The organism is Pseudoalteromonas sp., from assembly GCF_041613455.1.
Lineage (GTDB): Bacteria > Pseudomonadota > Gammaproteobacteria > Enterobacterales > Alteromonadaceae > Pseudoalteromonas.
In genome coordinates this window covers 1-12,995 of sequence record NZ_JBFJHD010000078.1, presented here as the reverse complement: position 1 = coordinate 12,995, position 12,995 = coordinate 1, and the positions used below count along the sequence as shown (strand labels likewise).

Here is a 12,995-nt window from a genome sequence, read left to right as displayed (position 1 = left end):
GCATGTAGGCCAAGCACAACGTCATAGGCTAATTACAGCGGGATCATTAGTGTCATAGTGACAGCCGGATTAGTCACCAGCAGATAACCCCCTTAGCCTATCTCTAAGAAATAATTTACCACGGTAAAGTATATCCACATTCCCGATATATCCACTATTGAGGCCAACACTGGACTCACTAATACTGCAGGGTCTAGCTTTAGTGCTCGCGCTAAAATCGGCAGTAATCCACCCAGTGTCGTCGACAGCGTAACCTGAATAAACAACGCGACCGCAATCGCCACAGCAATAAGGTGTAAATCAAAACCACCCGCTGATTTAACATCACTGAAAAATATAATGCGTATTATCATCACCCCTGCTACGGCAAGCGCTAAACAAACAGCAATTTGGCTTTCTTTGAGCAGCACCGCAAGCCACTGCCTTTTTTTCAGCTCGCCGGTGGCTAACGCACGAATAACTAAGGTTGCCGCTTGTGAGCCGGTGTTACCTCCTGCTGCGGCAATAACTGGCATATACACCGCCAATAATACCAGTTGACTTAACGTGTCTTCGTATTGGGTAATAATTAACCCCGACACAATGCCAAGTAACGCTAATACAATGATCCACCCAATACGCTGTTGCACATGCCCAAGCGCCGAGGTGGTTAAATAGCTTTGTGCCGTTTCCACTTCTGAGTGGATAAAGCCCAATTGGTGGGCATAATGCCGCGCTTGTTTATCGTGCCCCTGTTTTTCTAAACAACTAATTAAATCTTGCACATAACTAATAGAGCAGTGCTGCAAAATGGCCACCGCCTCCTCTACATCCATTATGGTCAGTAATTGCACTTGTTTACTATAACTGTGTGCTAAAAATACTTTTTTGGCCGCACCGATCTCTGCTTGCGAAAAATTGGGGGGGTTTTCTACATAGTTTTTGCTCATTACCGTCATGGCGAATCTCCCGATTGGCTAATACCAATACGCAATAACAGTTAATTATGCGCCTTGGTATATTACAAGGTAACGACCATCAAATAATGAAACTAACCGTTTACTCACACTAGACCATAGCAATTGCTGTGCTCTGGCGCTGAATGATAAATAGCACTAATTTCATTACTTAATTCTAGAATTCAAAGGGAAGAAAAATATATAACAATGAGGGGACTCTACCGCTTAGGTAGATTTAAACAATATCAATACCGAGGCGGGTTACTTTTCTACCCTCACGCTAGAGGGATGGTCGGTATCGTTCATAAAATCTCCAAATAAACTGCTTGATTAGCAGCAGCTGTAGAGTAGCAAAGTAAAAAAATTAAGGCCAGTTAGCTGCCGCCGTTTTAACACTTTTAAACAAAAAAACCAGTGTTTTAGCAACACTGGTTGTTAATAAAGCAGGTAAGTGAAGTATTAAATATACTCAACCTCGATGATTTCGTACTCAACGTTGCCTTTTGGGGTTTCAATGATCACTGCATCATCGGCTTGTTTACCAATCAAGCCGCGCGCAATCGGTGAGTTAACCGAAATACGGTTCTCTTTAATATTGGCTTCGTCATCACCCACAATCTGATATTTTACTTCAGCATCGGTGTCAACATTGACAATAGTCACCGTGGTACCAAAAATAACCTTGCCGGTATTGGGCATTTTGGTCACATCAATTATTTGTACATTAGAAAGTTTCGCTTCAATTTCTTGAATTCGGCCTTCACAAAAACCCTGTTGTTCACGCGCAGCGTGATACTCAGCATTTTCTTTTAAGTCACCATGTTCGCGGGCATCGGCAATATCCGCGATAATTTTAGGACGGGTAACATTTTTTAATTCAGTAAGTTCTTTACGCAGTAACTCTGCGCCACGAACTGTCATCGGAATTGATTGCATACTTTTCTCACTTAATCCCAAGGCCGCGCAACACGGCCTTGGCACATTTCCTTAGTTCAATCGCAGGTGTAGTTCTTGAACTGACGTCACTTTGCTACGGTCGTCTGCTTGGTTAGCAATACAGTTAGCAAACGCTGCATTCAAGGTCGTAGTATAGTTGGTTTTGTGCTGTAAAGCACCACGACGTAACACCTTCGAATCTTCGATCGCTTGGCGACCTTCGGTGGTATTAACGATATAGCTATACTCGCCACTTTTGATTCTATCAAGAATGTGCGGGCGACCTTCAAATACTTTGTTTACACGGCGAACCGTAATGCCAGCATCTTCCAGTGCAGCAGCCGTGCCACCTGTTGCGTCTATTTCAAAACCAAGGTCGGTCATGATTTTGGCAAGTTCAACAATACGTGGCTTATCGCTATTACGCACAGATAATAGCGCGCGGCCACCACGTGGTAAAGTATTGCTTGCACCTAATTGCGCTTTTGCGAACGCTTCGGCGAAAGTATCACCAACACCCATCACTTCACCGGTTGAGCGCATTTCTGGGCCACGGATTGGATCCACGCCTTGGAACTTAGCAAATGGCAATACCACTTCTTTAACGCTGTAATAAGGTGGCAGTACTTCTTTAGTAATACCTTGGCTTGCCAACGACTGACCCGCCATACAACGTGCTGCTACTTTGGCCAGCGCCACACCCGTTGCTTTTGACACAAACGGTACGGTACGTGCTGCACGCGGATTCACTTCAATTAAGTACACTTGGCCGTCTTTTACTGCAAACTGAGTATTCATTAAGCCTACAACGCCAAGCTCAAGTGCCATACCAGTTACTTGCTTACGCATCACATCTTGCACTTCTTGCGATAACGTATGTGCCGGTAATGAACAGGCCGAGTCACCTGAGTGCACACCCGCTTGCTCGATGTGTTCCATAATGCCGCCAATAATCACTTGCTCGCCGTCACATATAGCGTCAACGTCAACTTCTATCGCATTATCTAAGAAACGGTCGAGTAATACCGGGGCTTCATTTGAGGCTTGCACTGCTTCGGTCATATAACGACGTAAGTCTTGCTCGTCGTAAACAATTTCCATCGCACGGCCACCAAGTACATACGACGGACGTACTACCAGTGGAAAACCAATTTCAACTGACTTAAGAATCGCTTCTTCAGTTGACGTTACCGTGGCATTTTCTGGTTGTAGTAAATCTAAACGCTCAACCAGTTGTTGGAAACGTTCACGGTCTTCGGCGCGGTCAATTGCATCCGGCGAAGTACCAATCACTGGTACGCCGTTAGCTTCAAGTTCACGGGCAAGTTTCAGTGGCGTTTGACCACCGTACTGCACGATAACACCCACTGGCTTTTCAACACGCACAATTTCTAGCACGTCTTCAAGGGTAATCGGTTCGAAGTATAAGCGGTCTGAGGTATCGTAATCGGTTGATACTGTTTCTGGGTTACAGTTAACCATAATGGTTTCATAACCATCTTCACGCAGCGCCAATGCCGCGTGTACACAACAGTAATCAAATTCGATACCTTGGCCGATACGGTTAGGGCCGCCACCAATGACCATGATTTTGTCACGCTCGGTTGGATTAGCTTCACACTCTTCATCGTAGCTTGAGTACATGTACGCCGTATCAGAGCTAAACTCTGCCGCACAGGTATCAACGCGCTTGTACACCGGTAAAATGTTTAACTGATGACGCTTTTTACGAATTTCCGCTTCTGATACACCGGCAATTTCTGCAATGCGTGGGTCGGCAAAACCTTTACGTTTTAACTTACGTAGGAAGTCGGCATTTAAACCAGCCATACCTACTTCAGAGATTTTCGCTTCGTCTTTTAAGATGTCTTCGATTTGTACTAAGAACCAGAGGTTTATTTTAGTCAGCTCGTACACTTCTTCGACGCTCATCCCATGGCGCATAGCATCGGCTATGTACCAAATACGCTCAGCGCCTGGCTCGCGTAATTCACGGATGATTTTTTCTTTTGCTTTCGGGTCGTCAAGTGCCACGATGGGGTTAAAACCCGTCGCGCCCACTTCAAGGCCACGTAATGCTTTTTGTAATGACTCTTGTTGGTTACGACCAATTGCCATTACTTCGCCCACTGATTTCATTTGCGTGGTTAAACGGTCGTTGGCACCGGCAAATTTTTCAAAGTTAAAGCGAGGAATTTTGGTTACCACGTAATCGATTGCCGGCTCGAAAGACGCTGGGGTTTTACCGCCAGTAATGTCGTTTTGTAGCTCGTCAAGGGTGTAACCTACCGCCAGTTTTGCAGCAATTTTAGCAATCGGGAAACCGGTGGCTTTTGATGCCAATGCCGATGAGCGTGATACCCGTGGGTTCATCTCAATGATCACCATGCGGCCATCAACCGGATTAATACCAAACTGTACGTTTGAACCACCGGTTTCAACACCAATTTCACGCAGTACGGCCATCGAGGCATTACGCATTATTTGGTATTCTTTGTCAGTGAGGGTTTGCGCCGGAGCTACGGTGATTGAATCACCGGTGTGCACGCCCATTGGATCGAAGTTTTCAATGGTACAAACAATAATACAGTTGTCGTTTTTATCGCGTACCACTTCGGTTTCGTACTCTTTCCAACCGATCAGTGACTCATCGATAAGCAATTCGTTGGTCGGCGATAAATCTAACCCGCGTTCACAAATTTCTTCAAACTCTTCAAGGTTATACGCTACACCGCCGCCGGTGCCGCCCATAGTAAACGACGGGCGAATAATACACGGTAAACCAATGCGTTTAATAATGTCACGGGCTTCATCCATTGAGTGCGCAATTTCAGCACGTGGACATTCTAAGCCGATGTTTTTCATCGCAGCATCGAAACGTTCGCGGTTTTCAGCTTTATCGATAGCATCTGCGGTTGCGCCAATTAACTCAACGCCATGTTTTGCTAATACACCTTGCTTATCAAGCTCAAGGGCACAGTTTAACGCGGTTTGGCCACCCATGGTTGGCAACACTGCGTCTGGTTTTTCTTTTTCAATTATTTTTTCTACCACTTCCCAATGAATCGGTTCGATGTACGTCGCATCGGCCATTTCTGGGTCGGTCATAATCGTTGCTGGGTTTGAGTTAACTAAAATAACTCGATAGCCTTCTTCTCTCAGTGCTTTACACGCTTGTGCACCAGAGTAGTCAAATTCACAAGCCTGACCAATAACAATTGGGCCTGCGCCTAAGATAAGAATGCTTTTTATGTCGGTACGTTTTGGCATTGTTACTCCGGTTAAATTAGTGTTTACGCGCTTGCATCAAATCGATGAAGTGATCAAATAATGGGGCTGCATCGTGTGGGCCTGGGCTTGCTTCAGGGTGACCTTGGAAACTAAAGGCAGGCTTATCGGTACGATGAATACCTTGCAATGTGCCGTCAAATAACGATTTGTGTGTAGCACGTAAGTTATCAGGCAGTGTCGCTTCATCGGCAGCAAAACCATGGTTTTGTGCGGTGATCATTACGACATCACGCTCTAAATCTTTTACTGGGTGGTTTGCGCCATGGTGGCCGAACTTCATTTTTACTGTGGTTGCACCCGAGGCAAGGGCTAATAATTGATGGCCTAAACAAATACCAAAAATAGGTGTATCGGTTTCTAGGAAGGTTTTAATTGCATCAATGGCATAAGTACACGGGGCGGGATCACCCGGGCCATTAGATAAAAAGATACCATCAGGGTTTAAAGCCAGTACGTCAGCAGCGGGGGTTTGTGCCGGTACAACAGTGAGTTTACAACCACGATCAACAAGCATACGTAAAATATTACGCTTTACACCGAAGTCATAGGCCACAACATGAAACTTTTCATCGGCTGCATCTAAGGTTTTAAACCCTGCGCCCAATGTCCAGCTTGATTCGCGCCACTCAAAATTTTCCTTGGTTGAGACTACTTTTGCTAAATCCATACCTTTTAAGCCTGGGAAGGCTTGCGCGGCTTGAAGCGCTTTATTCTCGTCTAATTCGTCACCGGCAATGATACAGCCGTTTTGAGCGCCTTTATCACGCAAAATACGGGTTAACTTTCTGGTGTCGATGTCCGCAATAGCTAAAATATTACGTTGTTTTAAGTAATCAGCTAACGATTGTTCGTTACGAAAATTACTCGCTAGCAGTGGCAAATCACGGATCACTAGGCCTTTCGCCCATATTTGATTCGCTTCTTCGTCTTCGCTATTAGTACCCGTATTACCTATGTGTGGGTACGTCAAAGTTACGATTTGTTCCGCGTATGATGGATCAGTCAAAATTTCTTGATAACCAGTCATAGACGTATTAAATACTACTTCACCGACTGACATGCCGTCAGCGCCGATTGCAGTACCGCGAAACACTGTGCCGTCTTCTAGGACTAACAGAGCGGATTTAGTCAAATTAACCTCCTAACAGTAAAAAACGGGACTAAGCACAATGCTTAAACCCCGCCAATACCCAGGCGATTGCTATATAGCTAGTTTCTGTGGATAAAATCGTTTACAACAGTGTTAAATGACGCCGATAAAATAAGACTAAACCTTCAATCATTTTTTCTTGCCGAAAACTACTTCATTCCCACTGAACCCCGCTTTTTACAAGCCACTTGGGTATATTTGGAAACACGCAATTATGAATTTTTGGCAAATTGGCTGCATTTTACATGAAGTTGCCTTTCAGATCTAACGCTATTTACAAATTTGATTAAATAACTGTTTGTCGCTTAATTCGCAGTGAAATAGTTAAAAACAGCAGTTAACTACTTCAGATCTAGCACATCTTGCATATCATAAAGTCCTGCTGGTTTATTTTTTAACCACGCTGCAGCTCTTATTGCACCTAGGGCAAACGTCATTCTGGAACTGGCTTTATGGGTTAATTCGAGCCTTTCACCCATAGTTGCGAAGTATGCCGTGTGTTCACCTACTATATCACCGCCTCTAAGCACTGAATAACCGATTTCATGCTGTGTTTTAGCTTGCTCTACTTGGCTGCGATCATACACCGCTACCGTATCATGATCCCAGCCTTTGGCATCGGCAATCGCTTCACCTATCGCCAGCGCAGTGCCCGAAGGCGCATCTATTTTATGGCGGTGGTGCGCTTCAAATATTTCGATGTCTAAATCATCGCCCATTTTAGTGGCGGCTGTTTGTACTAAATTAAGTAATAGATTAACGCCCACACTGTAATTGCGCGCAAATACGATAGGGATCTGCTGCGCAGCCTGTTGCAATGCCTGCATATCACTGGCCTCTAGGCCTGTGGTGCCAATCACCAAAGGAGTTTTAGTCGCAATCGCGGTTTGCAAATGTTTGCGCATCCCTTGCTTAAGGGTAAAATCAATGGCTACATCAATATCTTTGCCAATCTCAGACTCAGCCGAAAAAGTCACTTCTGTTTGCCCTTGGGTTATACACGCTTGTACTGGGCTGCCAATTAATTCATGTGCATCGCGCACATAAGCCGCTGCCAACGTTGTGTTTGGTGAAGTTAACGAGGCTTCACATAAAACTTTGCCCATGCGGCCATTGGCACCAAAAATGGCTATGTTGGTCATAATTTTCCTCATTCAAAATGTCATCGTTCAGTGAGTGTCGTTTATACAGACTTTATGGACATAAATCATCATTAAAAAATTCATTTAGGGACGCTTTAACTGCACTGTGATAAATACGCAAAGCGAATATAACGCGTTACAATAATCGCAAATACCACACTCAATGCTACACAAATAACCGCAAAGGGCTGAGCAAAGGAAAAGTTAATCCAGAGCGCTCCCAGCGCATAACCTAGGGTATGCACTAACGTAATGTAGTTGGTAAACTGCGAGCTGGTGTGTGCCACAATCACATTCGTATAAGCCAATGTTGCGCTATTTAATGCCATAAACAGCAATGAAATACAGACACATACTGCCACTAAGCTATTTACTAAACTAGCAACCCCAGCCATTAACAACGCGAAAGCGACGCTCGCTATTAATAGTTTTTCAGCGTTCATTTGCCGCTTTTTAATGTAGTACAGTTGATTAAAGCTACTTAAGCACGCCGTTAGCGCCAAATTACCTGCCACCCATTGACTCACCGCGATACTGTTATCAGGGATAAAGCGTGCAAACACATGTACTAGGCTAAACTGCCCATAACACAGGCAAAATGCACTTAGCAAAGCCACTACTAATAACCCCCGATGCTGCGTCACTTTGCGCGCTTTATTAAGGGGCAGCTGCACTTTTGCTAAACGCGGCGTTGCCCACAGAACACACATCGCTAATACGATTGGCAGAGCAAATACCCACGTAGCAGAGAACATCAGTAAACCCATACACAGCAAGGGTGTTAAGCAGCGCGCTAGGGTGCCGCCAAGTGCGACTTTCGCCAGCGCCGCAACGCTATTGTGTGGGTAAAGCATCAGCGCACTGGTTTGTAATTGAGGGACTATGCCGCTGCTAAATACGCCATGGCAAACACGACTAACGATAAATATCGCCAGCATCATAGTGGTCGCTAACCACTGATGATTGAGCCATAAACACAGCAACATCAGGTTACTGAGTAAAAAGCCCACCGTAGATACTTTAACCACCCATGTTATGCCGTGCTTGGCGACGGCCTTTGCCCAAAATACACTGGAGAATAAAAACAACAAGGAGCCTAACGCCTGCCAGTTAACTAAGCTTTCGTAAGACACCGCCATTACCTTTGCAAGTAAAGGCAGTACCACTATTGCGATTTGCTGACTGACCCCTAAAAGGCCCCCTCCTACTATCAGCCAAATAAGGTGTTTATTAATCAATGTCATACCGTCCTATTAAATTTTCTTGACATGATAATGCGAACAATTATCATTAGCAATGACATTTAATTAAAAGGACTATCTCCATGCTGCAAAAAAGTTTTAGTTGGTCAAGCTTTGCCAATGCCTATTTACGGGAAAATAACAATTGGCAACAGCTCCCCTATCAAGACACGCACTGCATTTGTATTACACTTAATCAGCAACAAAGTATGCTGTTTCCGTTGCATTATTTTTCAGCCGTTGGGTTGCATCACTATCGCGGTGACATTTATTTATTAACTAACACACAGCTTGAGCACATCGAGTTTGCAGCGGCTCTGCCTCACTTGTTAAATAACGGTGATAAAATCACCACTTTCTCACCCCAACAACGCGATTTATTTGCGGCTCACGTACTACAAAGCCAAGCGTTTATTGCCGCTGCTGTGCAAGCGCATCCCAATATCAAGCAATTAAACACCGGCCCGTTAACTTTTATTGCTGCTGAACAAGGCTTGCTCGCCGGACACAACTTTCATCCGGCAGCTAAAAGTCGCGAGCAACTAGCGCAGCATGACTGGGCTAAATACAGCCCTGAGTTTGGCGCCAAATTTGCGTTGGTGTGGTTAAAAGTGGCAAGAGAGTGTTTAACCGGTGCTGCAGAAGGTGCCAGTATCGACACGTATTTAAACACCGTTTTATCGCAAAGCGCAGCAAGCTTACTACCCCACTGCAATGCACATTATGCTGTGCTGCCAATGCATCCCTGGCAATGGCAGTACTTAAAAAGCCTGCCCAGCATTGCGTGCATGCTTAACGATAATTTAATTACTGAACTTGGCGCCCATGGGTTAGCGTGGTCGGCCACCTCATCGGTGCGTGCTGTGTGCCAAGCTGAGGTTGATTACCAACTAAAATTCTCACTCAATATAAAACTCACCAATTCACTTAGGACCTTGTCAGTAAAAGAGTGTCAACGCGGCCTGCGCATATTTAATGCGTGTCAAACGCACAGCTACGCCCAGTGGCAACAACGCTACCCCGAGTTTGTTATTTTACAAGAGCCTGCTTGGTGCGGTTTACAGTTTAATGGCAACGTAATTGAAGAAAGTATTCTGTTATTTAGAGAAAATCAGCCTCTGTGTTTTGAAAATGAAACCCTGATGCTGGCCACTTTATGCCAACTGCCGATGGATGATCAACGCCATTTGCTGCAACAACAACTGCAGCAGGTCAGCCAAACTAACCACGTCACCTTAGCGCAAGCAGCAGAGCTATGGTTTAGCGCTTTTTGTGAAAAGGTGCTCGTACCGCTGTGCGACTTACAAGCCAACCTTGGTTTAGTGTGTTTAGCCCACCAGCAAAATATTGTGATTGAGTTTGCACAAGGGTTACCCAGTAAAACCTTTATTCGTGACTGTCAGGGAATGGGTTTTTCTGAGCGTGGTATCGCGTTATTCAGTGAGCAAGATCACACTATCCATTCGGGTATTGAGCATCATTGGAGCGCACAGCAAATTTCACGCTACTTTCCATACTACGTGATTATCAACAGTGGTTATGCGGTTATCGCCGCGCTGAGCATGTTGGGATTTGGCGATGAGCAAGCCTGGTGTAACAAACTACACACCGCACTCGCCAGTATTGCTGATTCAGCACACGATCCACGTTGTTTACAACAAATCCTGACGCAATCTCACTTTCAGTGTAAGGGCAATTTTTACTGCTATTTAGCCGGCGATAACGAAAACACACTTGCTGATCCTGCTGTTATCTATTTTCAGATGGCCAATTTAGTGGCGCACAGCGAGCAAGAGGAAAACCAATATGTTATTTAAACAGCGTTTCCCCATTGAAAAGCAGCCATCGGGTGTGATCAGCCGCTGCCAACAACTGTCTTTGCACGGTGAGCTGTGCTTTGATCATTGCTTTGTCGCAGCCTTTAATCGCCAGGTGCAATCGTTAGAGCAACTGTTATTACTGCTTGATGGGCTTTTTTATTGGCACCCGCAAATAAAACACCTGCAATTACCGCAAACTAGCTGGCACACTTCTGCAGCATGGCAGGCATTTATAGCCGCTTTTAACGCCGAAAGCGTGTCACGTTTTGAATTTTATAGCCACCCTATTAATGGTCTAAATGAGACCCCCAGAGCGCAATATAACGAGCGTTTTGCTGCAAGAGCGTGCCCGCCGCGCAATAGAAATTTAACGCAACAAGTTTATCGCCGTTTTGATCATGAACTGGGTAAATGGGTTAGTTTTAAAGTGGCTCACCCACACGATGATTTAGCGCGCTTTTATACGTGGATGCATGATCCTCGGGTGAGTGAGTTTTGGCAAATGGAGTTACCTAAAGAGGCGCTTAAACGCTATTTAGCGAATAAATTAACCACCCCGTATAACTTGCCCTTAATTGGCTATTTCGACGATGAACCGTTTGGTTACTTTGAGGTGTATTGGGCAAGTGAAGACAGAATAGCTTCCTATTACCCGTGGCAAGCACACGACAGAGGATTACATCTGCTGGTGGGGAACGAGGCCTATCGAGGCACGCCTTTTTTTAAAGCGTGGTGTAAGGCGATTACACATTTTATGTTTTTAGACTGCCCAGACACGCAAAAAATTGTCCTTGAGCCAAGATACGACAATCACAGGCTGCTTAATCAAATCACTAAACTTGGCTTCATAAAAGAATATGAGTTTGCGTTTCCCCATAAGCGCGCTGCGCTTGTTTCAATCGAAAAAGTTAACTTCTACAAGGAGAATTTTCAATGTTAGACCTTGCTGGTATCGGGATTGGCCCGTTTAATTTAAGTATCGCCGCGTTACTTAACGAAACGCACGCGTTGCAATATCGCTTTTTTGATAATAAACCACATTTTGCGTGGCACCCCGGGTTATTACTTCCTGAGGCTTATATGCAAACCTCTTATTTAAAAGATTTGGTCACTGCAGTCGTTCCAACAAGTGCGGTGAGTTTTTTATCGTATTTGGTCGATAACAAGCGTTTTTATCGCTTCCTATCAACGGAAATAAACATGATCAGTCGTGGCGAGTTTTCCAACTATATGGCGTGGGCAGCCAGTAAACTCGATAACTTGCATTTTAATGAAGCTGTCGACGCTATTGCGTACACCGGTGAGCATTTTGTTATTACCACTGACCGTGGTGAATATCACGCAAAAAATATTTGCCTCGGTACGGGCAAAGCGCCCCATGTACCAGAAAAATTTACCCCATTGCTAGGCAAACATGTGTTCCATGCCAGTGACATTATGAACAGACAGCTCGATTTAACAAATAAACGCGTGGCCGTGGTGGGCGGCGGACAAACCGGCGCTGATATTGTGCTCAATAGTTTGCAGGCTGTTTGGGGGAAGCCCAAAGATTTATACTGGGTGTCTCGCCGCCCTAATTATCAGCCTTTAGACGAAGCCACCTTTACTAATGAATTTTTCACACCACAATACACTGAGTGCTTTTTTAACTTACCCGAGCTAAGTAAAAAGCGTGAAATAAAAGCGCAAAAGCTGTCTAGTGATGGTATTACTACAGAGTGCTTAAAACAGATTTATCAATACCTGTACCAACACTTTGAGGTTAATGGGGAGCGTAAATGGTTGCATTTGTTACCCAATCGTACTGCGCAACAACTCACACCGTACAACAATGGTTATACCATGCAGTGTTATAATTCGCTCAATCAAACAGAGGAACTGCTGGATGTTGACTATGTCATTCTGGCCACTGGCTTTGCCACCACCCTACCTAACTACCTGTTACCCCTGAAACCTTGGTTAGAGTTAGACGATGACGGCAAACTCACGCTAGACAGGCATTTTAACGTAAAATGGCAACACCAACATAAAAACCAAATTTATGCTGTTAATGCTGGAATAAACAGCCACGGCATCGCAGAGCCGCAACTCAGTCTAATGGCATGGCGCAGCGCTACCATTATTAATCACTTAGCAGGAAGCACCGTGTTCGATTTAACTGAAAAGCAAAATTTCATTGACTGGACACTGCCACAGCATAGCCAGGCGTTAACCTTAACAACTGCAGTTTAAACACTATAAATATAATAAACGCCTTTAAGCCTTGTTACTGCAAGGCTGTTATGCGCGTGCCAGTCACTTATGTTTAAAACAGCATTTGACCACACAGGCGAAGACCACCGCTTTGCGGATAGTTATAACTATCCGCTTTAAGTTATCAATCTGCATTAATAATGTACTTTTATTGTACTTTTAATATACTTTGTTACTGTATAGCCGCTATTTGCGGCTTTTTTATTAAATAATAATTACAATAG

The 12,995-nt window shown here is 44.6% G+C and carries 9 protein-coding genes; 3 read left to right on the top strand and 6 right to left on the bottom strand.

The genetic code is table 11. The features are described from left to right. Positions 1–92: 92 nt before the first annotated feature. The 6 genes from ABYB02_RS09115 to ABYB02_RS09090 all read right to left on the bottom strand — a co-directional run bounded on the left by ABYB02_RS09115 (position 93) and on the right by ABYB02_RS09090 (position 8,701). The gene (locus ABYB02_RS09115; RefSeq protein WP_372762157.1) at positions 93–938 is read right to left on the bottom strand and encodes a magnesium transporter; all 846 of its coding nucleotides are present in this window, start codon (positions 936–938) and stop codon (positions 93–95) included. Between the two features lie 459 nt (positions 939–1,397). Further along, on the bottom strand, positions 1,398–1,874 hold the full coding sequence (gene greA, locus ABYB02_RS09110; RefSeq protein ID WP_372762156.1) for a transcription elongation factor GreA: 477 nt from the start codon (positions 1,872–1,874) through the stop codon (positions 1,398–1,400). A gap of 51 nt (positions 1,875–1,925) precedes the next feature. Continuing rightward, positions 1,926–5,144, bottom strand: coding sequence for a carbamoyl-phosphate synthase large subunit (gene carB, locus ABYB02_RS09105; protein WP_372762155.1), 3,219 nt, complete (start codon positions 5,142–5,144; stop codon positions 1,926–1,928). A gap of 16 nt (positions 5,145–5,160) precedes the next feature. Continuing rightward, positions 5,161–6,297, bottom strand: a complete 1,137-nt coding sequence (gene carA / locus ABYB02_RS09100; protein ID WP_372762154.1) for a glutamine-hydrolyzing carbamoyl-phosphate synthase small subunit — start codon at positions 6,295–6,297, stop codon at positions 5,161–5,163. 359 nt (positions 6,298–6,656) lie between these two features. After that, positions 6,657–7,457 (bottom strand): 4-hydroxy-tetrahydrodipicolinate reductase, encoded by an 801-nt coding sequence (dapB, locus tag ABYB02_RS09095; RefSeq protein WP_372762153.1) that lies wholly within the window; start codon positions 7,455–7,457, stop codon positions 6,657–6,659. Between the two features lie 95 nt (positions 7,458–7,552). Next, positions 7,553–8,701: an MFS transporter gene (locus tag ABYB02_RS09090; RefSeq protein WP_372762152.1), complete on the bottom strand. Its 1,149-nt coding sequence runs from the start codon at positions 8,699–8,701 to the stop codon at positions 7,553–7,555. Positions 8,702–8,781: 80 nt separating this feature from the next. Here ABYB02_RS09090 and ABYB02_RS09085 point away from each other — a divergent pair, with 80 nt between their 5' ends. The 3 genes from ABYB02_RS09085 to ABYB02_RS09075 are packed head-to-tail and all read left to right on the top strand — an operon-like array spanning position 8,782 to position 12,750. Further along, entirely contained in the window at positions 8,782–10,515 is a 1,734-nt protein-coding gene (locus tag ABYB02_RS09085; RefSeq protein WP_372762151.1) for an IucA/IucC family siderophore biosynthesis protein, read from the top strand. Beyond that, on the top strand, positions 10,505–11,458 hold the full coding sequence (locus ABYB02_RS09080; RefSeq protein WP_372762150.1) for a GNAT family N-acetyltransferase: 954 nt from the start codon (positions 10,505–10,507) through the stop codon (positions 11,456–11,458). The genes ABYB02_RS09085 and ABYB02_RS09080 overlap by 11 nt, the downstream gene beginning before the upstream one ends. Further along, the gene (locus tag ABYB02_RS09075; protein WP_372762149.1) at positions 11,452–12,750 is read left to right on the top strand and encodes a lysine N(6)-hydroxylase/L-ornithine N(5)-oxygenase family protein; all 1,299 of its coding nucleotides are present in this window, start codon (positions 11,452–11,454) and stop codon (positions 12,748–12,750) included. The genes ABYB02_RS09080 and ABYB02_RS09075 overlap by 7 nt, the downstream gene beginning before the upstream one ends. Positions 12,751–12,995 lie beyond the last annotated feature (245 nt).